Raw genomic sequence first — 25,967 nt, 5'->3', positions numbered from 1 at the left:
AGCTGAAATTGCTAAGTTAGGATAGGTGACTGGGGACTGGGGACTGGGGACTGGGGAAGAAAATTTTAGATTTTAGATTTTAGATTTTAGATTGGATTTGACAAAAACAATCCAAAATCCAAAATCCAAAATCCAAAATCCAAAATTAATAACTCCTGACTCCTTTTTTATATATAAAATTATGAAAATGTTTGTGAATTTATTTATTTCTATAGTTATAGCTGGTTGGGTGTTGGCGATCGCACTAATTTCTGTGCAGAATGCTACACCTGTATCTTTAAAGTTTTTGGTTTTTCAATCTATACAAGTTCCGTTTGGTTTGATGTTGGCTTTTTCGGTGGCTGTGGGTTTGGTTGGTGGCGTGGTTTTGCAGTCTCTTTGGGGTTTGGGTGAGTTGAAGTCTGGGGTTGATGAGGAGGCGGAATTTTTTATTGATGATGAGGATTTTTAGGGTTTTTCTCACGCAAAGACGCAAAGGCGCAAAGAGGAAGAGAGAGTTAGCAATTGGTGTGGTAGATTGAGTTTATGAAGTTTGAATGGGATGAGCGTAAAAACCAAAGTAATATCACAAAGCATGGTTTTGATTTTGCTGATGCTTACCGAATTTTTAATTTACCGATGCTTGTCTATATTGATAAATGACAAGATTATGGTGAAGAAAGATATATTGGTATTGGACTACTTGATGGTAGGGTTATAGTTGTTGTCTACACTGAACCTGATGTGAATATAGTTAGGATTATTTCATTAAGAAAGGCAATTTCTCATGAACGAAAACGCTATGAACAATACATCAAAAACAGATTGGGCTAGAATTGATGCGATGAGTGATGAGGAAATTGATACTTCTGATATTCCTCCTTTGTCGGATGAGTTTTTTGAGAAAGCACAGTTGCGAATGCCTCAATCACCTGTAAAAATTATGATTGAAGTTGATCCTGAAACTTTGGCTTGGTTTCAAGCACAGGGAGATAATGCTAAACAACAAATGGCGGTTGCTTTAAAGATTTATGCTGAAGCAAATAAGGCTTTTTCTGTGTCTGAGGTTAAGTAAGTTTGATGGATTTTTTTATTGATGATGAGAATTTTTAGTAGTTTTCTCAAGCAAAGACGCAAAGACGCAAAGAGGAAGAACAAAGTTTTTTATGAGTCGGTTTTAACCGACTTTTGCTTTTAGACAGGGAATTTATTCCCTGGCTCTTATTAAAAATTACGGTATCTATTATTTAGTGCTAAGATATCGGTAAAGTAAACAACTAACTAATTTAAAGTTATGGTTACTCAACCTCTACCCTTAAATACATCAGAGGTCATCTACCCAGACAGTGATGGACAACCAATGGCTAATAATACAGAACAGTTTCGTTGGATATTAGTTATTCAACAAAATTTAGATTGGTTATTTGCAGATAACCCTGATGTTTTTGTGGCAGGTGATTTATTTTGGTATCCCATTGAAGGAAAAAATTATATAGTCAATGCACCTGATGTTATGGTTGTATTTGGACGACCAAAAGGTAAACGCGGTTCTTATTTACAATGGCAAGAAAATAATATTGCACCCCAGGTAGTTTTTGAAATTCTTTCTCCTAGTAATTCTCAAACCGAAATGGAGAGGAAATTGATATTTTATGAAAGATATGGAGTAGAAGAATATTATATTTATAATCCTCAAAATAATCAGTTGAGAGGATGGTTAAGAACGGAAGATGGTTTAGATGTCATTTCAGAAATGGAAAATTGGGTTAGTCCCAGATTAGGAATTAAGTTTGATTTATCAGGGGAAGAATTACAAATTTATCGTCCTGATGGGAATAAGTTTTCTTCATATCTGGAAATTTCTCAACTTTTGGAACAGGAAAAACAACGTGCTGAACAAGCAGAAACAGCTTTAGCAGCAGAAAGGAGAAAAACGCAACTTTTAGCGGAAAAGTTAAAGGCTTTAGGTGTGAATCCTGATGAATTAGAGTGATAATAACAAACAAACATAGTCGGGTTTAACCGACTTTCGCTTTTAGACAGGGAATTTATTCCCTGGCAGAAATGTTTAATTTTGTTACGCTATCTTGTGCTATTTATAGAGGATTATTTTATACTAAGAGGATAAATGTTGAGTAAGTTAGGTTACATTAACCATGCAAGCATCAGAAACCAAGCTACAAGAGATCATTGAAGGTAATAAACAGTATGTTGTCCCGTTGTTTCAGAGAGCTTATAGCTGGAAAAAATTTCAGTGGGAAGCTTTATGGAATGATATTTTAGAACTATATCGTAGTGATAATCGTCGTCCTCATTTTATGGGTTCTATCGTCACTATGCCAACTTCTACTATACCTGAAGGCGTAAGTAAATATTCATTAATTGATGGACAACAACGTTTAACTACTATTTTTATCTTATTGTGTGCTTTGCGAGATAAAGCTAAAAATATTGATGATGAGTTATCCGCAGAAATTCATAATACTATTATTGTTAATCCATATAAAAAAGGTTTAGATTATTATAAACTTCAACCCACACAGGTAGATAGAAAATCTTTTCATAGTTTAATTAATGGACAAGATCATGTAAATCATTCTGGTATTACGGAATGTTATGTATTTTTTGATAAGAAAATTAGACAAAGTAATTTAGATTTTTCTGATCTCAAAAAAGTAATTTGTAGTTATTTATCTGTCGTTAGTGTTGTTTTAAGTACAGAAGATAATCCTTATTTAGTCTTTGAAAGTCTCAATGCTAAAGGTGAACCATTAACACAAGCTGATTTAATTCGTAATTATTTTTTCTTGAGAATTAATCCAGAAAATCAAGACGATGCCTATAATAAATATTGGCTACCAATGCAAGAAACTCTAAATGATAATTTAACAGAGTTTATCAGGCATTATTTAACAAAAGATGGTGTAGAAATTAAGAAAGATGAAGTTTATTTTGAGATTAAAGATAGAATGAGTACGAGTGATGCTCTGTCTTATTTAAAAAATTTATATAAATTTTCAGAATATTATGCAAAACTTTTAGATCCAGTCAAGGAAAATAATTTAAAAATTCGTCGGTTGCTAGAAAAAATCAACCGTTTAGAAGTAGCTACTGTTTATCCTTTTTTACTTAATTGTTATCATGATTATGATGAAAATAAACTTTCAGAATTAGAATTTCTTGATGTTTTGCAGATTTTAGAAAATTTCATTATTCGCCGATTTGTTTGTAATGTGCAAACAAGGGGATTAAATAGAATATTTTCGGTGCTATATTCTCAAGTGAGCAAAGAAAGTAATTTAGCTCATTCTAATTTTGTGGAAAGATTAAAACTAGATTTACAAAATCGTGATTATCCCAAAGATACAGAATTTCAGAAAAGTTTATTGGATGTTAAGTTATACGGTGCTGGGCGCTCTAAAAAAGGTAGATTAATTTTAGAATCTATTGAAGAATCTTTTAATCATAAAGAACAGGTCATTTTGGATGGTCTGGAGATTGAACATATTATGCCACAAACTATAAATAAATGGTGGCAAGAACATTTAGGAGAAGATTGGGGAATAACTCATGATTTACTACTTCATTCTTTAGGTAATCTAACTATTACCGCTTACAATGGTGAATTATATAATTTGGAATTTGCCGATAAAAAAGAAATATTGATTAATAGTCATTTAGAAATCAATAAATACTTTGAAAATAAAGAAAATTGGAAAAGAGAGGATATAGAAAAAAGAAGTTTAGATTTAGCTGAGATAGTTTTACAAATTTGGCCTTACTTTGGGGATGAAAATCTTATGATTCCATCCAAAAGTAAATTAACTGGTACAACTCCCAAACAACTGAAAATTTTTAGTAAAGAATATCCTGTTAAAAGTTGGCGTGATGTTTTAGAAACAACGTTAAATGTGATAGCTGATTTAGAAGCTGATAAATTTGAATATATTATTGAGCAATTTCCGCGTTTTATTAGTAAAGATGAAAAAGATTTTCGAGATACAAGAAAATTAGATAATGGGGTGTTTGTCAATGTGAACTTATCAGCTAGAGATATTAATACTTTTTGTATTAAAGCTATCGAAACGGCGGAACTTTCTACGGAAGAATGGCAAGTAGAAACTACTAATTAATTTATGTTATGTATCATTTTCGCCAACTCTTCCTTTCCTTCTTTACGTCTTTGCGTGAGATAAAAAAGAGCGATCGCCTCTAACGCTAAAATAGAAAACAAAACCTACCCCTTTAAACAATATGCAGTATCAAAATATAATTACCATTGAACCAGGAAAACGAGGAGGTAAACCTTGTATTCGGGGGATGAGAATTACAGTATATGACGTTCTATCATACCTTGCATCTGGCATGACTTATGAGGAAATACTGCATGATTTTCCTTATTTAACACAAGCAGATATTTTAGCTTGTCTTAGCTATGCAGCAGATAGAGAAAGACAAATGTTGATGGTGCAAGCATGAAGTTATTATTTGATCATAATCTATCACCCCGGTTAGTAGATAAACTCGCTGCTATTTACCCCAACTCTCAGCACGTTTTTCTCTTAGGTTTAGATCAAGCGGATGATAGAATTCTGTGGGAATTTGCAAAACAAAATAAATTTATAATTGTTACCAGAGATGCTGATTTTAATGAATTAAGTATACTGCGTGGATATCCACCTAAAGTAATTTGGGTGAGACGTGGTAATTGTTCAACAAATCAAATAGAGGAAATTTTGCAATTACATTGAGAGGATATCCAAGCCTTTGCAGAAAATTCAGATTTAGGAGTTTTGACACTTTATTAAATTAAGTTAATATGATTTTGCGTGAGATAAAAAAGAGCGATATATTATGTAACTACCTACATTTTACACAAAGACCAGATTCCAGATCATTAGTTTTTGCCAAACAACAATAACATATCTGAAAATAATCTGTATGTCCTTCTAAAATTTCCCCCGAATTACAATCATCTTCATAACGAGCTAAGTTGACAATTTCTTCAATCAGATTTTGCTTCTTTTCTTGATCCAAATGATCAAAACAATGCTCACGTCTCAAGATTGTAATCACTTCATTTAACATATAGCTACCGCTATGATTTGACATACAATTTACTCCTATTTAAAAATTGAGAATATAACATTTATTATATTATAGTACAAAAGTACTTGTAAATAGTGTAAACAATTTTTATAAATGTAAATTTCGATACTATATATACAGCACCCAACAACTTTTAACTAAAGTACAATAATTAACAACACCTAATTACACCAGCTTACTAGCTATGACTCAATTACTAGAAAAAGCCATTGCACAAATAAAACAACTTCCTGAAACCGAACAAGATAGAATTGCCTTACTCATCCTCGAAGAAATAGAAAATGAAACTCGTTGGGATCAAGCATTTGCAAAATCTCATGATGTACTTGCCAAACTTGCAGCAGCAGCATTAGCAGAAGATCAAGCAGGTAAAACATTAGAATTAGATTCCAAAAACCTTTAATGAGGTAAACTAAAAATGACTGTAACTTATCAAACCGACTTCAATATGTGGCTGGAAGAAACCGCAAAACTATTATTAGAAAATCGCTGGCAAGAAATAGATAAAGAACATTTAATTGAGGAGATTTCCGACTTGGGTAAAAGTGAAAAAAGAGCTATTTCTAGTCAACTGATTCGCCTACTTTTACACCTACTTAAATGGCAATATCAACCTCAACGACGTTCCGATAGTTGGTTAGATTCTATCACAGATGCACGCACTCAAATTGAATTAGCTATAAAAGATAGTCCTAGTCTCAAAAATTATCCTCAAGAACAATTAATAGAAAGCTATGAAAAAGCACGTCGTCAAGCAGCTAAACAAACAGGATTAATCATTTCCACATTTCCCGAAGAATGTCTTTATGAATTAGAATTAGTGTTAGATGAAGACTGGCTACCAGAATAGAAAGCTAAAAAAAGGGCAGGTTTTAAACCCACCCTAATGATAAATTGTAACTAACAACTATTCACCAATCACAGGCGCACTTAAAGAAACCTGTTCCACCGCTTTCTTAGCAGCTAAAGTTGGAACAGAATCCCGTAATCTTGCCGTCAATTGTACAGTAGTAGAATCGTACATTTGAGTTAGCAGTTTGGGATAAAAACCAATCCCAATAATAGGAACTAACAAACAAGCAATGATAAACACTTCACGAGGTTCAGCATCAATTAAAGCTTGGTGAGAAACTAACTCTTCGTTTTCTTGTCCGTAGAAAATTTCTCGCAACATTGACAGCAAATAAATTGGGGTTAAAATCACACCAATTGCCATCAAGAAAATAACGATGACTTTAAATGTAGGGTTATAAGCATCGCTAGTGGCAAAACCCACAAACACCATTAATTCTGCTACAAAACCACTCATTCCTGGCAATGCTAAAGAAGCCATTGAACAAGTAGTAAACATCGCAAAAATCTTCTTCATCCGCTTACCAACACCACCCATTTCATCTAACATCAGGGTGTGTGTCCGGTCATAAGTTGCACCAACCAAGAAAAATAAACTTGCACCTATTAACCCGTGAGAAACCATTTGTAAAACTGCACCACTTAAACCTAAATCGGTAAAAGAGGCTATCCCAATGGTAACAAAGCCCATGTGAGATATTGAAGAGTAGGCAATTTTCCGCTTCAGGTTACGTTGGGCAAAAGACGTTAAAGCCGCATAGATAATATTGACTACCCCCAAAATTACCAACACCGGGGCAAAATAAGCATGGGCATCAGGCAACATTTGGGCATTCATGCGAATTAAGGCATAACCGCCCATTTTCAGCAGAATACCTGCTAATAGCATATGCACAGGTGCGGTAGCTTCCCCGTGGGCATCTGGTAGCCAAGTGTGCAGAGGGATGATAGGTAACTTAACAGCGTAAGCAATTAAGAAACCAGCGTATAGTAACAGTTGTAAATTGAGGGCGTAGTCTTTGAGGGCGAGTGACTGCATATCAAAGGTGACATTATCACCATAAAACGCCATCGTCAAAGAACCAAGCAAAATAAACAGCGAACCGCCGGCGGTGTAGAGAATAAACTTCGTCGCTGCATAATGGCGTTTTTTACCACCCCAAATAGCCAGCAGTAGGTAAACCGGAATTAACTCCAATTCCCACACCAGGAAGAATAAAAGCATATCCTGGACTGCAAACACGGCAATTTGGCCACCGTACATGGCTAAAAGTAAAAAGTAAAATAGCCTGGGTTTGAAGGTAACAGGCCATGCTGCCAAAGCCGCTAAAGTGGTAATAAAACCCGTCAAAATAATCAGAGGCATGGATAAACCATCAGCCCCCACGGACCACTTCAAATCTATTTGTGGTAGCCAAGAATAACTTTCTACCAATTGTAAGTCAGGGTTAGAGAAATCATAACCCAAGTAGAAAGCGGCAATGATGAGGGCAAAATCAATCAAACCGACAATTAAGGCATACCAACGGATGGTTTTACCTTCCTTATCGGGGATGATAGGAATGAGCAGTGACGCGGCTATTGGTAAAAGAATAATCGTCGTCAACCACGGGAAATTAGTTATATTCATCACAATTTGTCTAGGATTAAAATCATCTTTGGCAAAAAGTCCTAGTTATTAATTAACAGCTTTTTACCAAATTTCCCTTTATTGTTAGGTTGATTTAATTAAATTGGCAATTTCTCATGCTACCAGATGCCCCAGTAGAGGATATTTACCAACTGGGTTGTATCTGGTAGGTAAATTGCCCGCCAATTGGCTCTGATTGAGCTATGATGGCATCTGTTTTACATTAAATGGCAATTTTCTCAAAAAGTCCAAATTCTTTACAATTCTCAAATTTATCAATGGGTATTGACAAGATGAGAGGATTTACAAAATTTTATTTTTATTTTTATTTTTATTGCAATTTTTATTTTTTTAAGTTTATCTGTGTTAATAATCAGAGATTATTTGTCAGAATCAGGATATCCAGGATTAAAGGATTTGCAGGATGTTTGATATATCAAGAATAATTGAACGCAGATGACCACAGATAAACGCAGATGATAGAAGATAAATTAATGGATTTCCTGCTTTTTTATGAACAATAAATTATGGTACAGGAGCTTGTTTAGGATGTTTCCCCGCATAATAGACAACAACCTTTAATTGTTCCTCATCAGGAACATAAAATACCCTATCACCACTTGTAACGTCATACTCCCAAGCACCTTGATAAAGTACCCTTTAAGAGGATGTTTGAAAAGTCTAACTTGGGCGATTAGAAATCACATCTACACAGACAAAACCTGCCTACGCAGGTTTCAAATCCTTAATTTTTCGTTAGTCCACGCAGGTGGACTTTGCTTGTGTAGTAGCGAATTATATTCGCCGAAAACTTTTAAGACAACCTCTTGTTTATTAGCCTCAAACCTTCAATATATCTAGCTTTTGTCTTTATTCAGCAACCCCTACCTAAGATTATTCATAGTTTCGCTAAGTCTCTGATTAACTTAAACTCCAGTTGATAGCACCTCATGATTTTTGCTAACCCCGAAAAAAACAATACCCCTCTCCACCATTGGAAAGGGGTAAACCACAGATTAGCACTACCTAATAAGCGTCTTGCAACTCATAGAAATCAGGCGAGATGTAATCCTTACGTAAAGGCCAACCTACCCAATCTTCCGGCATCAAAATCCGCTTCAAATTAGGATGACCTTCATAGATAATCCCAAACATATCGTAGGACTCGCGCTCTTGCCAGTCAGCAGTGCGCCAAATCCAATACACTGAAGGAACAACGGGATTTTCTCTAGGCAAAAACACCTTAATTCTTACCTCTGCTGGCTTATCAGCATTATCACTCACCTTGATCAAGTGATAAACACTAACTAAATCTTGTCCTGGTCCTAAATCAATACCGCCTTGAAATTGGAGACAATTAAACCCATAAGCATACAAAGCTGTAGCGGTAGGAAGTAAAAACTCAGGTGCAACCTTAATAATTTCTACACCATTGACATCAGCTGCCAAAGATTCGTGGTCAAAACCATTTTCTGTTAACCACTGGGAAACCTGACCCGCAGGAACTATTTTAGATTCTTGAGATTCTGCATCAGCCACGCTTTTCTTCCTCCTTCTGTTTAGATGTCAACAACGCAGGTGGTACAGGCATACCAATCGCTTCTGTTAATTCCTTGGGTGGGTTGTAGCGAGTTTCTGATTGTAAATACTTACCAGTTAAAATTTCGGGAACTGGCTTCATATTGTGGGTGGTACTGTAATAGCGGTGGGTTTGTTTGATTTGACCCCGTTCTTGCATCGAATCATTAGCAATTTTCTTCCGCAATTTAATAATTGCATCAATAATCGCTTCTGGACGGGGAGGGCAACCAGGTAAGTACACATCTACAGGAATCAGCTTATCAACTCCGCGTACTGCACTGGGAGAGTCAACGCTGAACATACCCCCTGTAATGGTACAAGCACCCATAGCGATTACATACTTGGGTTCGGGCATTTGTTCATAAAGACGCACCAATTGAGGAGCCATCTTCATGGTAATTGTTCCAGCAGTGATGATTAAATCGGCTTGACGGGGGCTAGAACGGGGAATTAGACCAAAACGGTCAAAGTCAAAACGAGAGCCAATTAAAGCCGCAAATTCAATAAAGCAGCAAGCTGTACCAAACAACAAAGGCCACAAACTAGAAAGCCGCGCCCAGTTGTAAAGGTCATCAACTGTCGTTAAAATCACGTTTTCTGACAGTTCTTGAGTTACCGTAGGACGCTCAATGGGGTTAATAATTCGTTCTTTGTCCTGGGTGGTTAGATTAGAATTTACGACCATTCCAATGCTCCTTTACGCCATGCGTAAACTAACGCGATTACGAGAATCGCAATAAAAATCAATGCTTCAATAAATGCCAATAGTCCTAAACGGTGGAAGGCTACCGCCCAAGGGTATAGGAAAACAGTCTCCACGTCAAAGACAACAAAGACTAAGGCAAACATATAGTAGCGAATGTTGAACTGAATCCAGGCTCCGCCAAAGGGTTCCATACCGGATTCATAGGTGGTGCGCCGTTCAGGGCTGTAGCTACTAGGTCTCAGAAGTTTGGACGCTGATAGCGCCAGGGCTGGAACTAGGCTGCAAAGGATCAAGAAGCCTAGAAGATATTCGTAACCGCTAAGGACAAACACAATAAATATCTACTGATTACTGATTATGGTGGAAATCAAGCTGTAACTTCTTTTTACATTATATCTTTCCAGGTATTTTGAAATCTGGGAAACAGACAGAGTGGAGTATTTGATTCAGTTTGAGGATTGATAGAAAAGTTTAACAATTATGTCATAATTTGTAACGTATCTTTAAGATTTCCCCTCTAGGAGAATCTAGCCATGAGTGAACAAGCTGAAGAAGCTCTTGAGACTCAGGCGTTAGACCGCTATGAGTGTCGCGCCTGCGGTTATGTATATGAACCACAGAAGGGAGACGATAAATATGATATCCCAGCGGGAACAGCGTTTGCAGAACTGCCAATCAATTGGAAGTGTCCAGTTTGCACTGCCAAGAAGGTAGCTTTTGCTAATATCGGTCCTGCGGGTACGGCATCTGGTTTCAAAGAAAACTTAGGTTATGGATTGGGTGTAAATAAACTGACACCAGCGCAAAAGAATATCTTAATATTTGGTGCTTTAGCCCTTGGCTTCTTGTTTTTTATCAGTCTTTACGGACTACAATAATATCCCTTTTGGGGACTGGTGATTGGGGACTGGTGATTGGTGATTGGTGACTGGTGACTGGTGACTGGGGAAGAAAATTTTAGATTTTAGACCCCAGATTTTAGATTGGAGTTAACAAAAACAATCCAAAATCCAAAATAAAAAACTCCTGCCTCCTACCTCCTGCCTCCTACCTCCTGACTCCTAACTCCTGACTCCTAACTCCTGACTCCTGTTCCCTTGATTCACACAAACACTAAAAAATACTGATGCAATCAATTTTCAAAAGGTGGCAAGGTATATTTGCCGCGTTAATAGTAGTCTTAGCTTGTATAGGTTGTAGCAAAGTTCCCTCTACAACTTTTAATCCTTGGGAAGTTATCAGTGTACCAACCGAGGAAAAACTGTTTGATATTGCTTTTACTGATGACCCCAATCATGGTTATTTAGTAGGCAGTAATGCCACTCTGTTGGAAACTAAAGATGGTGGTAGAACTTGGCAACGTTTAGAACTGGCTGTGGATGAGCTAAGATCCCGTTTTGACTCAGTAAGTTTTGCCGGTCAAGAAGGTTGGATCGTGGGTGAACCTTCTTTGTTGCTGCATACCAGTGATGGTGGGAAATCTTGGTCTAGCTTACCTTTGAGTCAAAAATTACCTGGTAGTCCCATTTTGGTGACTGCACTGGCTGAAGGTACAGCCGAAATGGCCACTGATGTGGGCGCGATTTATAAAACTACCGATGGTGGTCTAAACTGGAAAGCACAGGTAGAAACTGCTGTGGGTGTGGTGCGGAACTTAGAGCGATCGCCCGATGGTAAATATATTGCTGTTTCTGCGAAAGGTAGTTTTTACTCTGTTTGGGAACCAGGAATGGCAGCTTGGGAACCCCATAACCGTAATAGTTCCCGTCGTTTAGAAAATATGGGTTTTGCTGATAACGGCCAGTTGTGGTTATTAGCAAGAGGTGGTCAAGTGCAATTTAGTGATCCAGCTAAATCAGATGAATGGTTAGATGTAGAATATCCAGAGTTATCAACTAGCTGGGGTTTATTAGATTTAGCCTATCGCACACCTGATGAAATTTGGATTGGTGGTGGTAGCGGTAACTTGCTACGCAGTACCGACGGTGGCCAAACTTGGGAAAAAGACCGTGATGTGGAAGAAGTCGCTGCTAATCTGTACAAAATTGTATTTTTTAGCCCCGATCAAGGTTTTATCATCGGTGATCACGGCGTTTTGCTCAAATATAACCCCACCAATGCAGAAACAGCCAATCAAGCTGAGGCCGCTTAGGTGATAACCTTTTCTGAGAAGAAAGTTGCAACTTGTAACTGTTTCTAAACTTTGTAGGATAATAGACTCAATAGTAGTTTTTGCGAAGGTAGTTAAATGTCAGGTACCACTGGAGAGCGTCCATTTTCGGACATTGTTACCAGTATTCGTTACTGGGTAATTCACAGCATCACCATCCCAGCTTTATTTATTGCTGGTTGGTTATTTGTCAGCACCGGTCTGGCTTACGATGTTTTTGGTACACCCCGTCCTAACGAGTATTTCACTCAAGTACGTCAAGAAGTACCCATCGTTAGCAACCGTTACGAAGCTAAGAAACAAGTAGAAACATTTATCCAAAAGTAATTTGAGATCATGGCTACCGGCAATAACGTCAATCAACCTGTTACTTATCCTATTTTTACTGTCAGATGGCTGGCGGTTCACACTTTAGGCGTACCTACTGTCTTCTTTTTAGGTGCGATCGCAGCAATGCAGTTTATTCAACGTTAGGAGCAAATCATGGAAAGAACGCCTAATCCTAATCAACAACCTGTTGAACTAAACCGTACTTCTTTGTACCTGGGACTGTTATTAATTTTCGTTCTCGGTATTTTGTTCTCCAGTTACTTCTTTAACTAACTGGAATCGTCATCATTATTAACTTTCTGTTGATTTGTTGTTAAGGGAGGAGAAAACCATGTCTGGAAGTGGGAGAATTCCCCTGTGGGTTGTGGCTACAATCGCAGGGTTGGGTGTAATTACTGTTGTAGGTATTTTCTTTTATGGAGCCTACGCTGGAATCGGTTCTTCATTGTAATGACAACCTGATACGTTTTTCTGTTTAATAAGCAACATTAAATAACCGCCTGTCTCTTGAGGATGGGCGGTTTTAAGGTGACTGGGGACTGGGGAGAAAAATTTTAGATTTTAGATTTTAGATTTTAGATTGGAGTTAACAAAATCCAAAATCCAAAATCCAAAATCCAAAATCCAAAATAAAAAAACTCCTGACTCCTGTAAGGGCGAAGCATTCGGGCGAACAATTATCAATTTCTGTTCCAGGTTATTTTCCGAATGCTTCGCCCCTACGACTCCTGACTCCTGACTCCTATGCCCTCACGGAAAGACTTTCTCAGCAACCCCTAATTAATTCATTAATTAATAATTAAAAAGTGGGTAATACCCACCATAAAATTAAATATGAGAAGAATGAGAACAAGAATGAGAACAACGGTTAAACCATTCTTGATACTTTTGCTGTTGGGATTGATTTTCTACAGAAATTGTGATTTTGACTTGTTGACAACCATGATCTTTTTCTTGAGCGATCGCATTTAAAAGCAAACTAGCAATTTTTGGGGAAATAAACTCTCCACTCACCGTTAAACCTCTATCCAAACTAGAATCTTTTGATATTTCCTCATTTATTAACTCAATACCAGGAATCTCCCCGTGACTTAAATCAATTTCTGCTAATTGTTGGTGTTGTGGACTAACTTGTTCAACAATTAATTTTTCCCGTCTCACAGGAACTTGGATCATCTCAGTTTCGATTTCCTTACGAACAATCACCTCTCCTACCTTTTGTTTATTATGATCAACAAACAACCTTTCTTCCAAGAGAGGGATAATCTTTTCTTCCTTCGTGTCTACCCTTCGGGAAATGCTTTGCATAACGTGGTTCATTAAATACAATCAATATTATTTCAATAGTTAAGATAGAAGGATTCAAAATTCAAAATCCAGATCCAGAATAAATTAAGACTTTGATTATCTTGATGTATTTGATAAAATCTTGAATCTCTTGATTCCTGATTTTACAATTATTCTCACTCCTGAATCCTGAATCCTAAATCCTGACTCCTGAATACTTGCTAATTATCGTTCTTCAATCGGGAGATTAGGAGCATTCACATCTAACTCTTCCCGACGAACTGTGTCTTGAGTTTCGACAGTATCTTGCTCAACGACTTTTTTCACTCTCACTTCTTCCCGCACAAAAGCCTCTTTTCTAACTTCCGGGATTTCTTCGTGGATTTCCATGCGAGCAACTTCACCTTCATGGAAATCAGCTTCACGGGAAGAAACTGTTCTACCAGCATTTTCAGGGGTGACACGCTCAATCACAACGTGTTCTCTTTCAACGGGTACTGATACTCGTGCAGTTTCAGTTTCTACGTGCTTACCAACGGCTACTTCCCCCACTTTGCGGCGATGTTTATTAGCAATAAGCCGTTCTTGATACAGTTTTAGAGTTTGATGATCTTGCTCATTTAATCCAAATAACTCTGGTTCGTGTTCGTAGCGGTAAGTATCACGGGTGTAAGTTGGTGTAGTTCTGGTTGTGGAGGTTGTTGCTACTTCTCTGGAATCTACGGGGGTTGGTGATTCTACTGAACCTGATGTTTCTAACGGTGTGGTACGATAGTCGGGTTTACGATATACACCACGCACCCGTTCTTCATAGTCGTAATCTCCTGCTAAACCTTCGTTAAATTCAGGTAAATCTTCTGCCTGTTCTTTTGTTAAACCAAGAGCATAAACGCGATCATTATTATAGTCGATGCGAGTACGACCAATAGGTAGTAAAACTTTTTTACCAAAAATCCAGAAGCCTAAGTCAACTACTAAATAGCGAAAATGTCCATTTTCATCAACTAAAGCATCATGGACTGTACCGATTTTTTCATCATTTCTTTCTGTATATACTCCTAATCCCTTAATGTCTTTGTCTTCAAAAGTAGTGCGGTACTGAGGGTCAAAATCTTCTAATTTGTAAAGAACCATTATATTTTTCCTCAACGGTTAATAGTATCAGGACTTACGCAAGTGTCACAAGGAAAGTCTAAATTTAAGTCTGTAGTAGGCACTTTAGTGCCAAAAATAAGCGATAAATCGCTTACTACGAACAGAGAAATATGCCAGTTGCGTAAGTCCTAAGTATTTCTGAATTTCTTACCTTCAAGAATATTAATTGATGCTGATATTTCCATCTTTCTCACGAATGAATCGCCAGAAAATCTAATTATCAAAAGTCAGATATTTGGTGGAAATGAAAAATACCCAATACCCAGATCCCGGACTTCTTGAAGAAGTCGGGGATCTAAACCCCTACTATCTCCTGATTCCTGATTCATGAATTTATGCACGATTTTCATTGATATTTAATTCACCAGAAGTATTTACATCTAATTCTTCCCGGCGAATCGTGTCTTCTGCTTCCACAATATCCCGATCTACTACTTTTCTGACTCGCACCTCTTCACGAACAAATGCTTCTTTATGAATTTCTGGAGTTTCTTGATAAACATCTATATGTACTACTTCCCCTGCTTGAAATTTAATTTCGTTGGGGTCTACTATTGTACCTATCTCTGGTGTTTGAACTCTATCAATAACAACTCGTTCTTTTTCAATAGGTACTGTCACCCGTGCAGTTTCAGTTTCAATGTGTTTACCAACTGCTACTTCTCCTGTTTTCACCCGATGTTTGTTAGCAATTAGACGTTCTTCATAAAGTCTGAGAGTTTGATGATATTGCTCATTTAAACCATATAAAGTTGGTTCTTGTTCGTAGTTGTAAGTTTCCAGTTCATAAGTTATAGTACCAAGGTTAGAACGATAAATAGAGCGTACCAATTCTTCAAATGATTGATCAACAATGATGTTTTCTCGGTACTCTGGTAAGTGTTCTACTTGCTGTTTACTCAGTCCATCGACATAGACACGCCCAGCGGGATAATTGATGCGAGCTAGTCCAATGGGTAGTAATATTTTCTTGCCAACAGTATCTAAACTTGTATCAATCACTAAATATCTAAACCTGCCATTTTCATCGACTAAAGCATCAGCAACTGCACCTACTTCTGTTCCTCCTTCGGTATAGAGATTCAAGGTTTTAATATCATCTCCACCAAAGGTTTCACGATAGTTTGGATCAAATTCTTCTAGTTTATAAAGAGGCATATTCTATGTCCATTTTTCTGAATATCTATTCACAACATTAGACGTAATTTGACTATTTTTCCTCTTGCTGATGACTGACTTATAGAGATATATACTATGGTTTATATCTCATACTGGGAGGGAAATTTTAGGCAATTTTTAGTAGTGATGTTGCTGATGGAAATATAACTAGGGTTTGCTGAATAAACCTAAAACCTTGATATATCAAAGGTTAGAGGCTGATAAACACAGAAATTAGTGCAAGGGTTTTGAAGGGTATACCGGAAAAAGTGTGCATTTTTTGGGATTTCAAGAGATGGCAAAGAAATTTTCAAATCTCCTCCTGACTCCTGACTCCTATACCCTCACGGAAAGACTTTCTCAGCAACCCCTAACTAAGCGGTTTTACTGTCACCTAATAATACCCAAACATTATAAGGCAATTAGTCTAAATATTTACATTTTTTCTCTATCATCTATATCTGGCAAGAATACAGGATTTATGAAAATTACAAAACAGCAAATTTTAACAATTCATACTCTTTGTGTCTCTGCGTCTCTGCATGAGATAAATTCATATCAATACTCAACACGAAAAACTAATAATATTGAAGAAACTCCTTCCGGATCTAATGATTCATTAATCGCTAAAAATTTGCAAAAAGAACAATATATTGGTATTGCCATTTTATTAGTAGGATTAATCACTATTATCGGATTTTTTAGTCGTAGATTTGAATATGCTTTAATTTTTGCTCTGACTATCACCATGATATTAATGGTTTTCTTTCTCACAGTTTAAAAATATGTGCAATTACTTCATGAATATTTTAATTTGTTTTTTCAACCTCTTGTTGATGAAAACCGATGGAAGATTGCTGAATACTTACAAAGGTATAAATCAAATGTATGGATTTTACAAAACTTTAAATTTTTCATCAAAATATTTTTATTTTTGTTAACTAGCCGCATGACAACCTTGTATTTAATGCTACTTTTGTGTAAGATAATTAATTGTTTGCGAAAATAACCTTATTTCGGGACTTTCACTCAATTTTTAATTGAGTCATACATGGCCTGTACATATTATCCATTTTCTTCGCCAGGTGAAAAAAATGCTCTTGTTCTTAAAGCTGATTGATTATCTATTAGCAGCTGTTTTTATCAGTGCGGCTTTCGTCATTTATTTCGATTCTAGTAATCAACAGTATGTACTAGCTGGAGTTGGAGCTTTAGCTATTGCAATTTTTTTGTTTCTCCTCAACAGAAACTCAGTTAATAATGCTAGAAAAGAAGCTCAAAAAGCAGAACTAGCAAAAAAAGCTGAACTATACACCTCTTTATTACAGAATAGTAATTCCTTGGAAAACAATACCATAGTTCCTGCCAGAGCCAAAGCTTTAGAGTATTGCCAAGATTTGATTGATGATTACAAAAGCACTAGAAATTGGGCAAGAAATCTTTACTATATCCTGCAAATTTCTACTGTAATTTTGTCTGGGGTCACCCCAATTTTAGTATTGGTGGATAAGTTAGAAACCGGACAACCTTGGCTGAAATGGCTACCAGTCATTTGTCCGGCCGTAGCTTCCATTGTCGCTAGTATTGTCACCTCTTTCCCATTTCAAAAAAATTGGGTTGCAGCTAACGCAACTGTTGAATTGTTAGAAGCAGAACAAGAAAAATTTATCTTGGGAATTACACCAGCTTACCGTTGTTATGATGTTTCTGGAGAAGCAGAACAACAACAAAGAGTAAGTCAAGCAGTGGAATTATTTATTAACCAAGTAAATAATATTCACTTGCAACAAGTTCAACAAGCAGAACAACAACAGGAGAAGAAGAAAGAAGAAGTCTCCGCTGAAGGAACTAACGAAGAAACAGGTTCTTAAGATAAACCCAAAACTGAATAACCTCTTTAATATTGAATCCTAATACTCAGATACCGGACTTTTTTAAGAAGTCCGGTACCTTTCAATTATTATCTGTTTCTGTCATTCTAAAAATCATATTTTCTAATGTTCTCAATAAATCTTGTTCATTATAAGGTTTAGAAAAATACGCCCGCGCTCCTAACTGCATTGCTAGTTGACGATGTTTATTACTACTACGAGAAGTCAACATGGCAACGGGAATACTTTTTAAATCAACATGAGATTTTACCCTTTCTAAAAAGCTATAACCATCAAGACGGGGCATTTCAATATCACAAATTACTGCTTGCACTTTTAACCCACTTTCTAACTTTTCCCAAGCATCTTGACCATCTTTAGCTTGTTCAACCTGATACCCTCCTTTTTCCAAAGTTAAGGCTAAATAACGTCGTACATTAATGGAGTCATCGACAATTAAAATCATGCCTTTTTGATGAGTAGGTCTAGCTATGGGTTTCGGTTTTTGTGGTTTGAGAAAAGCTGTTTTTAATTTAGTGGTAGGTAATTGATTAGTTTTATGAGGACGTTGATTGTTTGTTACCCAAGATACTAATTCATTAGTATTTACTAATGGTACTACTCGACCATCACCAAGCATTGTACAGTTACTAAAACCATCAGGTAAAGGTATATTTCCTTCCACTTGACGAATTGCTACTTCTTGTTCACCCCAACAACGATCTATTTGTACAGCTATTGGTTGATGATCATGTTTGATAATTAACACACTACTAGCATTTATTCCCGTTGGACTTTCTATTTCTAAATGATGATAGTGAGAACAATTAAATTCAAAATAATTACCCAAACGCATTAAAGGTAACATGGTATCTTGCCATTTGAGAAATTCTCCACCATCCATTGAAAAAACTTGCTTATTATCTAATAAAAAGATTTCCGCAACTACATCTGTAGGAAATGCTAAAACCATGCGATGATGTGGACTGGTGGCAGTATCGCTTTCTACTAATAAAACTCTTGCAACTGAAAGAGTAAATGGCACTGATAAAGTAAAAGTTGTACCAATTCCTGCTTGTGTATCAACTTGAATATCACCCCGAACTGATTGTAAGTTATTGCGAACTACATCCATTCCTACACCACGGCCAGATAAAGCTGTCACTTTTTCAGAAGTGGTAAAACCAGGTTCAAAAATTAGTGATAATAGTTCATCTTCACTCGCAGTAGCTATTAATGTGGTATCCAAACCCATAGCTACAGCACGCTGGCGAATTTTTTCTATAGAAATACCTCTACCATCATCACTGATAGTAATAATTGTGCGATCGCTGCGATGAAATCCTTTAATTTCTATCAATCCTTGTTCTGGTTTTCCTAAACTCCGACGGGTAGCAGGATCTTCAATTCCATGATCAAAAGCATTACGTAATAAGTGCATTAAAGGTTCATTCAAAGCTTCTAAAATACTACGTTCAATTAAGGTTTTCCCCCCTTCAATTTTTAATTGAACATTTTTACCATATTCAACATTTAAATCTCTAATTGCTCTGGGAAAACGTTCAACTAAATCAGATAAAGGACGCATTCGCACTTGCGTTAATTTTCTCTGGACTTGCTTAGATGTTTTATTCAACTTGCGAGCAATTTGATCTGTATCATCAATACTGAGTTGAATATCACTGGCAACTTCTGCTACCTGAACAATAGTTTCCATCACATCCTGAGAAAGCAAGTTTAATTTTTGATAGCGATTTAATGTTTCTGTTTCTCTCATCGTCTCTGCTGATGTTAATACTCCAGAATTTACATCTTCGCTAATGATTTTTTCATAAACTGCACGCACTTGTTGATTTTCTTGATGCAAAGTTTGCACTCGTTGGCTTAGTCCTAAAACCAATTTACGTAATCTTTCTAATTGGGAATTTAAACCATTACGCTGTATGATAATTTCCCCAAATAAATCATTAATTTCTTCTAATTGTTTACTAGGAACTCTAACTGTATTTTCATGAATTTCTTTATCTTTATTAACTCCAATGATTTCGCTTTTGCGTTCAATATGTTTATAGTCTAAGGATGTATTCTCTTGAGTAAATGCTACATTGGGATCAGGAAACTCGACAGCATTTATTTCTGGGGGTAATTCTATTTCTAAATCTGCAAAATCAGGAATTACTACTTCTGCTACTAATTCTGCTACTAAGGTATTCTCTTGATTTTCAGTAGGGATATTGCTAGTATTAACCTGTGGGGGAATAGGATTAACAACTACTTCCCCTAACTCACCTAGCTCAATATTTGCTGGTATTCTATCCCGTTGATTTGTTAATACTAAAGCTTGTGATCGCCTCCATGCTTGCAATGCTAACTGAGCAATTTCCACACAGCGATCGGGATGATTTGCTAAATGTTCACGCACTGAATCACAAAGCTGAGTAAAAGCAGGTAACTCCAACATTTCACCCAAACCACCAAACTCTGTAGCCATCACTTCTACTTGTGAATATAAATCATTTGTAGAACTATTTGCTGATAAAGATCCTAAAGTTTGTTCTAAAGTTTGTTCTAAAGTTTGTTCTAAAGTTTGCAGACATTCTTCTACTTCCGTTTCAAACAGCAAAGGAATAATTTCTTGACCATCTTCTGGTGAAAGCATGGTAGTAATATCCTCTGGAGAAGGATCACCCAAATGCTCATGCAGTTCATCAAAAATTGGGTAACAAAAAGTCCTTAACCATTTATCATCTAGAGATTTTCTATCTGATAATAATTCTACAATTTGCCGTAACCAATCAACTCCAGATAACAATAAACTCTGTAAATGAGTATCAATTTTTAAAGATTTTTTCCGAGTTTTTAAAACCTTAAAAGAATCTTCCAAACGATGAGCCAAATTACTCAAAACTTTAAAACCCATCATCGCCGCACCACCTTTAATAGAATGGGCAGCTCGCATAGCAGCATTAATCTTATCTACATCTAGATGTTTACTTGTATCTATTTCCAGTACGATACTTTCTAAGGTATTCAAATAATCAGTTGCTTCCTCCAAAAACTGCATTTGAATTTCTAGTTCTTTATCTGTAGTCATAGATTATTTTTCCTTATTTATTTTTTAAATTAATTGACTTTAAAAGTCTCAACCTTTTGTTCTAATTGCTGGGAAATCTCCGCAGTTTTTTGTAAAGATGTAGAAATGTGTCTGCAAGACTCGCTATTGCTTTGTGAAATAGCCAGCACATTTTTCATTAATTGGTTAATCACCTGTGATGTTTCTACCTGAGAAACTGAAGCAGTAGCAATTGACTTAACAAAAGCATCTATTTGTTGGGAAATATCTACAATTTCGCTTAAACTCTGCTTCGCATCTGCGGCAATTTGCGTACTTTGAATCACCTGACTTGTCCCCACCTCCATAGCTTTCACAACTTCATCTGTATCTCGTTTAATTTGCTCGACAATTTGCTCAATTTCTTGAGTAGCAGCCGCACTGCGTGTTGCTAATTCCCCTACCTCTTCCGCAACAACAGCAAAACCTTGACCTTCTTCTCCTGCACGTGCCGCTTCAATACCTGCATTAATCGCCAACAAATTAGTTTGAATCGCAATTTGGTTAATTAAAGAAACCACACGAGAAATTTGTTGAGAAGATTCTCCCAAATGCCTAACTTTTTTGGCAGTTTCGCCCACGGTTTCTTGCAAAGATAAAATATTTTCTACTGTCAAATCCATTGCTTTTCCACTTTTGTTAGCATTGTGGTTAGCATGATTAGCAATAGCAGTAATTTCTTGAGCGCCATCCGCTAAAGCTTGGATAGATTTGGTCATTTGCTCAACTGTTACTAAGGTGCGGTTTATTTCTTCAATTTGTGTAGTTGCTGATTCTGCTAAGTATTTGATATAGTCTTGATTTGAGCCAATATCTCTATTAATTTCACTCGCATTCTGTTTGACTTGGGTAACAATATCTCGGAGGCTTTCTAAAATAGAATTGAACACATTAGCAATAGTACCAATTTCCCCATCTTGCACCTTCGCCTGTACTTTTAAATCACCTCTAGTCGCATTTTTTACCTGACTAATTAATTGCAAAAGTTGTAAATGCAGAGTATCTTTTTGCTGCTTTTGTTCCTCAGATATAGATATAGATTCTTTGATAGATTCTTGATTCACCTGAATATAATCCTTACCATCAGCAGGTAATTCTTCAGGTAATTCGGCAATTTTCTGATCTTCCAGAGGAGTCTCAATTTTATTAGTGAGGTTTTCTACTGCTACTAATTCAGCCGAATTTTGCTTGATGATACTCTTTGCTAACCAAGCAACCAGCAATGTCATCACTAATGCTATTAATGTTGTGATATTAGCAATCAGCTTGAGAAATTGTCTTTGCGGTCCAAAAGCAATTCCAGCATTTTCAGCCAGAATTAATTGCCACTTGAGATCCGGTAAACCTTCTAATTTTTTTAGCGGTGCATAACTAACCAATTGTGGCGTTTGATGAATGGTTCGCACTCCTGTAGAATTTTCCACATTTTCACTGTTCAGCAAGTCAGCTAAACCAGGATATATTACTGTAGCTTTTTGACCTAATAACTCCCTCTGAAGACTGAGAAAAAATTTCCCCTCATGATCAACTAAATAATAATCTTTGTTATTATCTACCTGATTTTTTATTGCTTCTATTAACCCTTGCATGGGTATGCGTGTTCTCACTACAGCAATCACTTTTCCTGTAGCTACATCTTTCACAGGAGCAGCAATATAAATCACTACTACATTATTTTGTAATGTTTCTGGTTGACTAATAACAGGAGCATTCTTTTGTATAACATCTTGAAAATATTTCAAGTTTTGTTCTTGACTACTGGTTGCACCTTGAGATTGAATAATCACTCTTCCATTCAAGTCAAAAACCGCCAGATGATCATAACCTTGATAAGCTGTAATGAACCGATTTAATACTGTTTTTTTTTCGGCAAGAGTGGTACTTTTACTAACTTCAGCATTAGTCAAAAATGGCAAAGTTGAGAGAATTTGAATATCTCCATATCTTGCCAACAGAAACAGATTAATAATATCACCTAAACTAATTAATTTATTTTCTTGAGTTTTGATAATTTGCTTACTAATCACATTGCTACCAAAGCTATAAGCAATTATGCCAATTCCCAATACCGGCAAGGTACCGATAGCAATGGAAAAAATTAATGCTTTTGCTCTTAATTTCACTTGCTGTAAATATTTATTAATTATATTTTTCCCAAAATACTTATGAGTAGTTGTTATATGTTCCTGTTCAACAACTTCTTTAACTTCTTTTCTCTTATCTGTCATGGGCGATAATGTCTTAATAGATGCTTTTTTATTGGGATCACCAGTCTGAGCAGTGTCAGTTTTATTAAACATAAATGAATACCCCTAAATTAATACCCCTGACTCTATGTAATAATAACAACAAAAAATGATTTTTCTGAGCTTGATTAACTAATCACTGCCCCCATGAGAATAATTTACAATATTATGTGCATCTAATACCAACAATATTTCTTCTTTTTGTTCCACGCAGCCACATAAATAAGGCACTAAACTAGCCGCCACTTGTCCCACAGGAGAATGAATATCATCAGCCATCAATTTAGTCGTACCTTTAATTTCTTGCACAACTAAACCTAAAAGCTTTGATTCTACTTTGGTCACGATAATATTATACTTTCTCAGGCGATGATCTAAACCTTCTAAATTAAACATTTTTGGCAAATCAATTACCCAAATTACCCGACTACGCCAATTCATCAATCCTAATATACAGGCTGGCATATTAGGCATAGATGTTACAGCTTCAATAGGTACAATAATTGCTTCTTGGGTGTGAGCGACGGATAATACAGCTGTAGTTTGTTGATTGATTTGAAATTGAAGATAGCTATCTCCCAAAGAGTTTTGAATAGTTTGATAATACACGGTTTGTTTAGAATTGCTCATGACTGTAATTCAAATATTTGTTGGCAAAATTCTCAAAAATTTATGACTTACGCAATATTAAACTAAAAACCTGATTCTTGAGTAGGGTTAATTCATGAATTACCCCTACTTTCGTTCTGTTTTGCGTAATTACTGAACTTGAAAAGTTCTATCAGGTTCAATATTGAAAGATATTATGCATTATGAATAATAAGAATTTCAATATTCTTCTGACTTCTGTAAAGACTTTCCCCATTCACAAATTCTCATTCTTAGGGTGAAAGCTTTTAGTCAAGTGTGGCGTAGCCATTGGCTGATTACTGATAGCTCAATACTTACGAAAAGTATTAAATTAACCAATGTATTTAGATACCATTTTCAGCAAATCTGATCTTGTAAAAGGCTTAGTTAAATAGCCAGATGACTTGACAATTTTCGCCTTCGCTTTATCCACAAATCCGGTTCTACCAGTAACCATAATAATGGGTGTATTTTTAAATGCTGAATGCTTCCGTAATAATGAACATAGTTCATAACCATCTAAATTAGGCATTTCTACATCTAGTAAAATTAAGTCTGGTTTGCTTCTAATGATTTGCATTAAAGCTTTAATTGGATCATTAATCATGACAACAGAAAATGTTTTTTCATCTAAAAAATGTCTAATAGAATTCAGCACTGCTTGGCTATCATCAATACAGGCAATTGTATATAATTGCTCACTCAAAACAGATGGCAAATTGTTATGAAAATTCCTTTCAACAGTGGCAAATTTTGCTGATTTATCCTCTAATTCATCTTCTGTTTTTGTTGCAGATGTTGTTTGTTTTGTTAAACTGCTATTAGATAATTTTTTTGACTGAATTTGTTGACGATAACGTAACTGTTTTTGACACTGTTCTACTATTAATTGCAAATCCAGATGACAGTATTTTGGTAGTTCATTTAAGGAATTATCAGGATTAAGTTTATAGTTACCTTCTCTTAAAGAAATAAAAGACTCTAGCACTTCTTTGGCCAGTTCTTCTATTAACATCCCTGCTTGTTGATGGGTAATATAATTTTCATTTACTAGCCAGCAAATCGCATGATAGTCAGCGTTTGGTATCAATTGACGGTTATTGCCATACTGATATATCAAACCCATCTGTTCATAAGTTACATTGTTAAAAGCAGGAATTTCCCGATTCAAACGTTGTAGGTGACTCTCCAAACGTTCAAATAGTTTATCTGAATAAGTAGCGTAAGTTAATTTACCTTCTTCTAAATAAATTGACCAAGAAACTAATCCAGTAAATACACTTAAACAACCTGTTACTTTCTTTGTGCTTAACTGTGCCAACAAAGACAGGGGATGTAGTTTGTTAAACAACCTGTAGCTACCTAGAGGAGTTGTCATCATTTTGCTTTTGCTTTAGCTAAATTAAAGACTTGTGATTTGAATTTGCATAGCAGATACATCACAATTGAAACCAAGTATAAAACATCAAAGATTTAGTAGTCATAAATACAAAGCCAGATGTTTTATTTTGTATGAACTCTCAAAAATAACAGAGTTACAGCAGATTGCAGATCAATCAGGTACAGAATCAAAAGTGAAACATAAACAGAAAGAGAGTTTTACTCCTGACTCCGGCTGTATTTAAAGATTATCAAATCTTAGTCAATTTGTAAGTTTTCCATCACTTGCTTACAGATACTGCGATAATCAAATATTTTGGGTGAATCACGCCAAACATATTCACAATCAAATTATAAAAAATTATTAACTTTATTAAATACTGTAATTTACCGCAAATAGCTTTTTAGCTTGCTGTTCACGGTATACTCAACCAATCTCTCTGTATTTATCAGCAAATACAAGTTTTACCCAGATTTCTTGTTGTTTACACTCTGCTGAATCCAAGCCATTATTTTAACCATGCTGATTTATCAACTTCGATATCAGCGCCAACAGAAGTTTTTTATGATCAATTTTTTTAAAATGCGGATGAAAGGACTTGAACCTTCACACCTTGCGGTACTAGAACCTAAATCTAGCGCGTCTGCCAATTCCGCCACATCCGCATCAGGATACTATAATAGCATAACAAATTAGTAATGGCAAGAGGGAATTGGTGATTGGTGATTGAGAAACATAAAATTGATTACCCAGTCCCCAGTCCCCAGTCC

The 25,967-nt window shown here is 36.0% G+C and carries 28 protein-coding genes, 1 tRNA gene and 1 pseudogene; 17 read left to right on the top strand and 13 right to left on the bottom strand.

The genetic code is table 11. The annotated features are described in order from the left end of the window. Nucleotides 1-181: 181 nt before the first annotated feature. The 7 genes and pseudogenes from H5968_RS20645 (at nucleotide 182) to H5968_RS20615 (ending at nucleotide 4,730) form a co-directional block, all read left to right on the top strand. The gene (locus H5968_RS20645; RefSeq protein ID WP_187041453.1) at nucleotides 182-451 is read left to right on the top strand and encodes a lipopolysaccharide assembly protein LapA domain-containing protein; all 270 of its coding nucleotides are present in this window, start codon (nucleotides 182-184) and stop codon (nucleotides 449-451) included. 74 nt (nucleotides 452-525) lie between these two features. After that, a pseudogene (locus tag H5968_RS20640) lies at nucleotides 526-813 on the top strand (BrnT family toxin). Then, nucleotides 782-1,054: a BrnA antitoxin family protein gene (locus tag H5968_RS20635; RefSeq protein ID WP_199291020.1), complete on the top strand. Its 273-nt coding sequence runs from the start codon at nucleotides 782-784 to the stop codon at nucleotides 1,052-1,054. Before H5968_RS20640 ends, H5968_RS20635 begins: the two are co-directional and overlap by 32 nt. Before the next feature lie 219 nt (nucleotides 1,055-1,273). Further along, complete coding sequence (locus tag H5968_RS20630; RefSeq protein WP_187041452.1) at nucleotides 1,274-1,972, top strand: Uma2 family endonuclease; 699 nt, start codon at nucleotides 1,274-1,276, stop codon at nucleotides 1,970-1,972. A gap of 163 nt (nucleotides 1,973-2,135) precedes the next feature. Beyond that, a complete protein-coding gene (locus H5968_RS20625; RefSeq protein WP_187041451.1) occupies nucleotides 2,136-4,112 on the top strand; it encodes a DUF262 domain-containing protein in 1,977 nt (658 codons plus the stop codon). A gap of 121 nt (nucleotides 4,113-4,233) precedes the next feature. After that, a complete protein-coding gene (locus H5968_RS20620) occupies nucleotides 4,234-4,458 on the top strand; it encodes a DUF433 domain-containing protein (RefSeq protein ID WP_187041450.1) in 225 nt (74 codons plus the stop codon). Beyond that, on the top strand, nucleotides 4,455-4,730 hold the full coding sequence (locus tag H5968_RS20615) for a DUF5615 family PIN-like protein (RefSeq protein WP_187041449.1): 276 nt from the start codon (nucleotides 4,455-4,457) through the stop codon (nucleotides 4,728-4,730). The genes H5968_RS20620 and H5968_RS20615 overlap by 4 nt, the downstream gene beginning before the upstream one ends. A gap of 109 nt (nucleotides 4,731-4,839) precedes the next feature. Here the strand turns inward: H5968_RS20615 and H5968_RS20610 are convergent, their stop codons facing one another. After that, nucleotides 4,840-5,091: a hypothetical protein gene (locus H5968_RS20610; RefSeq protein WP_187041448.1), complete on the bottom strand. Its 252-nt coding sequence runs from the start codon at nucleotides 5,089-5,091 to the stop codon at nucleotides 4,840-4,842. 181 nt (nucleotides 5,092-5,272) lie between these two features. Here H5968_RS20610 and H5968_RS20605 point away from each other — a divergent pair, with 181 nt between their 5' ends. Together H5968_RS20605 and H5968_RS20600 are read left to right on the top strand one after the other, a co-directional pair. After that, on the top strand, nucleotides 5,273-5,491 hold the full coding sequence (locus H5968_RS20605) for a hypothetical protein (RefSeq protein WP_187041447.1): 219 nt from the start codon (nucleotides 5,273-5,275) through the stop codon (nucleotides 5,489-5,491). Between the two features lie 15 nt (nucleotides 5,492-5,506). Continuing rightward, complete coding sequence (locus H5968_RS20600; RefSeq protein WP_187041446.1) at nucleotides 5,507-5,938, top strand: DUF29 domain-containing protein; 432 nt, start codon at nucleotides 5,507-5,509, stop codon at nucleotides 5,936-5,938. A 57-nt stretch (nucleotides 5,939-5,995) separates the two neighbouring features. Here H5968_RS20600 and ndhD1 read toward each other — a convergent pair whose 3' ends face one another. The 4 genes from ndhD1 to ndhC all read right to left on the bottom strand — a co-directional run bounded on the left by ndhD1 (nucleotide 5,996) and on the right by ndhC (nucleotide 10,189). After that, nucleotides 5,996-7,570 (bottom strand): photosynthetic/respiratory NAD(P)H-quinone oxidoreductase subunit D1, encoded by a 1,575-nt coding sequence (gene ndhD1 / locus H5968_RS20595; protein WP_096570979.1) that lies wholly within the window; start codon nucleotides 7,568-7,570, stop codon nucleotides 5,996-5,998. Between the two features lie 1,026 nt (nucleotides 7,571-8,596). Continuing rightward, entirely contained in the window at nucleotides 8,597-9,109 is a 513-nt protein-coding gene (locus tag H5968_RS20590; RefSeq protein WP_096570977.1) for an NAD(P)H-quinone oxidoreductase subunit J, read from the bottom strand. After that, entirely contained in the window at nucleotides 9,102-9,836 is a 735-nt protein-coding gene (gene ndhK / locus H5968_RS20585; protein WP_137668669.1) for a photosynthetic/respiratory NAD(P)H-quinone oxidoreductase subunit K, read from the bottom strand. Before ndhK ends, H5968_RS20590 begins: the two co-directional genes overlap by 8 nt. Next, on the bottom strand, nucleotides 9,827-10,189 hold the full coding sequence (ndhC, locus tag H5968_RS20580; RefSeq protein WP_096570973.1) for a photosynthetic/respiratory NAD(P)H-quinone oxidoreductase subunit C: 363 nt from the start codon (nucleotides 10,187-10,189) through the stop codon (nucleotides 9,827-9,829). The genes ndhK and ndhC overlap by 10 nt, the downstream gene beginning before the upstream one ends. Nucleotides 10,190-10,390: 201 nt before the next feature. Between ndhC and H5968_RS20575 the strand changes: the two genes are divergently transcribed. The 6 genes from H5968_RS20575 (at nucleotide 10,391) to H5968_RS20550 (ending at nucleotide 12,808) form a co-directional block, all read left to right on the top strand. Then, entirely contained in the window at nucleotides 10,391-10,735 is a 345-nt protein-coding gene (locus tag H5968_RS20575; protein WP_096570971.1) for a rubredoxin, read from the top strand. Between the two features lie 248 nt (nucleotides 10,736-10,983). After that, complete coding sequence (locus tag H5968_RS20570) at nucleotides 10,984-12,009, top strand: photosynthesis system II assembly factor Ycf48 (RefSeq protein WP_187041445.1); 1,026 nt, start codon at nucleotides 10,984-10,986, stop codon at nucleotides 12,007-12,009. 96 nt (nucleotides 12,010-12,105) lie between these two features. Beyond that, on the top strand, nucleotides 12,106-12,354 hold the full coding sequence (gene psbE / locus H5968_RS20565) for a cytochrome b559 subunit alpha (protein WP_096570967.1): 249 nt from the start codon (nucleotides 12,106-12,108) through the stop codon (nucleotides 12,352-12,354). Nucleotides 12,355-12,363: 9 nt separating this feature from the next. Then, nucleotides 12,364-12,501 carry a cytochrome b559 subunit beta gene (gene psbF / locus H5968_RS20560; RefSeq protein ID WP_096570965.1) on the top strand — a complete coding sequence of 46 codons (138 nt, stop codon included), beginning with the start codon at nucleotides 12,364-12,366 and terminating at the stop codon, nucleotides 12,499-12,501. Between the two features lie 9 nt (nucleotides 12,502-12,510). Next, nucleotides 12,511-12,630 (top strand): photosystem II reaction center protein L, encoded by a 120-nt coding sequence (locus tag H5968_RS20555; RefSeq protein WP_197704893.1) that lies wholly within the window; start codon nucleotides 12,511-12,513, stop codon nucleotides 12,628-12,630. 58 nt (nucleotides 12,631-12,688) lie between these two features. After that, the gene (locus H5968_RS20550) at nucleotides 12,689-12,808 is read left to right on the top strand and encodes a photosystem II reaction center protein J (RefSeq protein WP_013190555.1); all 120 of its coding nucleotides are present in this window, start codon (nucleotides 12,689-12,691) and stop codon (nucleotides 12,806-12,808) included. A gap of 377 nt (nucleotides 12,809-13,185) precedes the next feature. On the opposite strand, the gene H5968_RS20545 is transcribed toward H5968_RS20550, so the two are convergent. From H5968_RS20545 to H5968_RS20535, 3 genes are all read right to left on the bottom strand, one after another. Further along, nucleotides 13,186-13,665, bottom strand: coding sequence for a DUF2382 domain-containing protein (locus H5968_RS20545; RefSeq protein WP_255427210.1), 480 nt, complete (start codon nucleotides 13,663-13,665; stop codon nucleotides 13,186-13,188). A 204-nt stretch (nucleotides 13,666-13,869) separates the two neighbouring features. Next, nucleotides 13,870-14,778: a DUF2382 domain-containing protein gene (locus tag H5968_RS20540; RefSeq protein WP_187041443.1), complete on the bottom strand. Its 909-nt coding sequence runs from the start codon at nucleotides 14,776-14,778 to the stop codon at nucleotides 13,870-13,872. Between the two features lie 354 nt (nucleotides 14,779-15,132). After that, a complete protein-coding gene (locus H5968_RS20535) occupies nucleotides 15,133-15,957 on the bottom strand; it encodes a DUF2382 domain-containing protein (RefSeq protein WP_187041442.1) in 825 nt (274 codons plus the stop codon). A 295-nt stretch (nucleotides 15,958-16,252) separates the two neighbouring features. Here H5968_RS20535 and H5968_RS26210 point away from each other — a divergent pair, with 295 nt between their 5' ends. Next, complete coding sequence (locus H5968_RS26210) at nucleotides 16,253-16,738, top strand: hypothetical protein (RefSeq protein ID WP_370569799.1); 486 nt, start codon at nucleotides 16,253-16,255, stop codon at nucleotides 16,736-16,738. Between the two features lie 313 nt (nucleotides 16,739-17,051). Continuing rightward, nucleotides 17,052-17,828 carry a DUF4231 domain-containing protein gene (locus H5968_RS20525; protein WP_187041441.1) on the top strand — a complete coding sequence of 259 codons (777 nt, stop codon included), beginning with the start codon at nucleotides 17,052-17,054 and terminating at the stop codon, nucleotides 17,826-17,828. A gap of 82 nt (nucleotides 17,829-17,910) precedes the next feature. Here the strand turns inward: H5968_RS20525 and H5968_RS20520 are convergent, their stop codons facing one another. From H5968_RS20520 to H5968_RS20500, 5 genes are all read right to left on the bottom strand, one after another. Continuing rightward, nucleotides 17,911-20,922 carry a hybrid sensor histidine kinase/response regulator gene (locus H5968_RS20520; RefSeq protein WP_187041440.1) on the bottom strand — a complete coding sequence of 1,004 codons (3,012 nt, stop codon included), beginning with the start codon at nucleotides 20,920-20,922 and terminating at the stop codon, nucleotides 17,911-17,913. A gap of 29 nt (nucleotides 20,923-20,951) precedes the next feature. Continuing rightward, entirely contained in the window at nucleotides 20,952-23,240 is a 2,289-nt protein-coding gene (locus H5968_RS20515; RefSeq protein ID WP_187041439.1) for a methyl-accepting chemotaxis protein, read from the bottom strand. A 78-nt stretch (nucleotides 23,241-23,318) separates the two neighbouring features. Further along, nucleotides 23,319-23,816 (bottom strand): chemotaxis protein CheW, encoded by a 498-nt coding sequence (locus tag H5968_RS20510; RefSeq protein ID WP_096570950.1) that lies wholly within the window; start codon nucleotides 23,814-23,816, stop codon nucleotides 23,319-23,321. A 331-nt stretch (nucleotides 23,817-24,147) separates the two neighbouring features. After that, nucleotides 24,148-25,197 carry a response regulator gene (locus H5968_RS20505; protein ID WP_187041438.1) on the bottom strand — a complete coding sequence of 350 codons (1,050 nt, stop codon included), beginning with the start codon at nucleotides 25,195-25,197 and terminating at the stop codon, nucleotides 24,148-24,150. 583 nt (nucleotides 25,198-25,780) lie between these two features. Beyond that, nucleotides 25,781-25,862, bottom strand: a tRNA-Leu gene (locus tag H5968_RS20500). Nucleotides 25,863-25,967: the final 105 nt, after the last annotated feature.

This window comes from Sphaerospermopsis sp. LEGE 00249, from assembly GCF_014299995.1.
Lineage (GTDB): Bacteria > Cyanobacteriota > Cyanobacteriia > Cyanobacteriales > Nostocaceae > Sphaerospermopsis > Sphaerospermopsis kisseleviana.
The sequence above is the reverse complement of the archived record's forward strand: the minus strand, read 5'-3'. Positions and strand labels throughout refer to the sequence as shown.

Excerpts from the sequence above, each read along its gene's own strand:
- H5968_RS20645 (WP_187041453.1), top strand. The coding sequence starts at position 182 with ATGAAAATGTTTGTGAATTTATTTATTTCTATAGTTATAGCTGGTTGG.
- H5968_RS20635 (WP_199291020.1), top strand. The coding sequence starts at position 782 with ATGAACAATACATCAAAAACAGATTGGGCTAGAATTGATGCGATGAGT.
- H5968_RS20630 (WP_187041452.1), top strand. The coding sequence starts at position 1,274 with ATGGTTACTCAACCTCTACCCTTAAATACATCAGAGGTCATCTACCCA.
- H5968_RS20625 (WP_187041451.1), top strand. The coding sequence starts at position 2,136 with ATGCAAGCATCAGAAACCAAGCTACAAGAGATCATTGAAGGTAATAAA.
- H5968_RS20620 (WP_187041450.1), top strand. The coding sequence starts at position 4,234 with ATGCAGTATCAAAATATAATTACCATTGAACCAGGAAAACGAGGAGGT.
- H5968_RS20615 (WP_187041449.1), top strand. The coding sequence starts at position 4,455 with ATGAAGTTATTATTTGATCATAATCTATCACCCCGGTTAGTAGATAAA.
- H5968_RS20610 (WP_187041448.1), bottom strand. The coding sequence starts at position 5,091 with ATGTCAAATCATAGCGGTAGCTATATGTTAAATGAAGTGATTACAATC.
- H5968_RS20605 (WP_187041447.1), top strand. The coding sequence starts at position 5,273 with ATGACTCAATTACTAGAAAAAGCCATTGCACAAATAAAACAACTTCCT.
- H5968_RS20600 (WP_187041446.1), top strand. The coding sequence starts at position 5,507 with ATGACTGTAACTTATCAAACCGACTTCAATATGTGGCTGGAAGAAACC.
- ndhD1 (WP_096570979.1), bottom strand. The coding sequence starts at position 7,570 with ATGAATATAACTAATTTCCCGTGGTTGACGACGATTATTCTTTTACCA.
- ndhK (WP_137668669.1), bottom strand. The coding sequence starts at position 9,836 with ATGGTCGTAAATTCTAATCTAACCACCCAGGACAAAGAACGAATTATT.
- H5968_RS20575 (WP_096570971.1), top strand. The coding sequence starts at position 10,391 with ATGAGTGAACAAGCTGAAGAAGCTCTTGAGACTCAGGCGTTAGACCGC.
- H5968_RS20570 (WP_187041445.1), top strand. The coding sequence starts at position 10,984 with ATGCAATCAATTTTCAAAAGGTGGCAAGGTATATTTGCCGCGTTAATA.
- psbE (WP_096570967.1), top strand. The coding sequence starts at position 12,106 with ATGTCAGGTACCACTGGAGAGCGTCCATTTTCGGACATTGTTACCAGT.
- psbF (WP_096570965.1), top strand. The coding sequence starts at position 12,364 with ATGGCTACCGGCAATAACGTCAATCAACCTGTTACTTATCCTATTTTT.
- H5968_RS20555 (WP_197704893.1), top strand. The coding sequence starts at position 12,511 with ATGGAAAGAACGCCTAATCCTAATCAACAACCTGTTGAACTAAACCGT.
- H5968_RS20550 (WP_013190555.1), top strand. The coding sequence starts at position 12,689 with ATGTCTGGAAGTGGGAGAATTCCCCTGTGGGTTGTGGCTACAATCGCA.
- H5968_RS20545 (WP_255427210.1), bottom strand. The coding sequence starts at position 13,665 with ATGCAAAGCATTTCCCGAAGGGTAGACACGAAGGAAGAAAAGATTATC.
- H5968_RS20540 (WP_187041443.1), bottom strand. The coding sequence starts at position 14,778 with ATGGTTCTTTACAAATTAGAAGATTTTGACCCTCAGTACCGCACTACT.
- H5968_RS20535 (WP_187041442.1), bottom strand. The coding sequence starts at position 15,957 with ATGCCTCTTTATAAACTAGAAGAATTTGATCCAAACTATCGTGAAACC.
- H5968_RS26210 (WP_370569799.1), top strand. The coding sequence starts at position 16,253 with ATGGCAAAGAAATTTTCAAATCTCCTCCTGACTCCTGACTCCTATACC.
- H5968_RS20525 (WP_187041441.1), top strand. The coding sequence starts at position 17,052 with ATGCTCTTGTTCTTAAAGCTGATTGATTATCTATTAGCAGCTGTTTTT.
- H5968_RS20520 (WP_187041440.1), bottom strand. The coding sequence starts at position 20,922 with ATGACTACAGATAAAGAACTAGAAATTCAAATGCAGTTTTTGGAGGAA.
- H5968_RS20515 (WP_187041439.1), bottom strand. The coding sequence starts at position 23,240 with ATGTTTAATAAAACTGACACTGCTCAGACTGGTGATCCCAATAAAAAA.
- H5968_RS20510 (WP_096570950.1), bottom strand. The coding sequence starts at position 23,816 with ATGAGCAATTCTAAACAAACCGTGTATTATCAAACTATTCAAAACTCT.
- H5968_RS20505 (WP_187041438.1), bottom strand. The coding sequence starts at position 25,197 with ATGATGACAACTCCTCTAGGTAGCTACAGGTTGTTTAACAAACTACAT.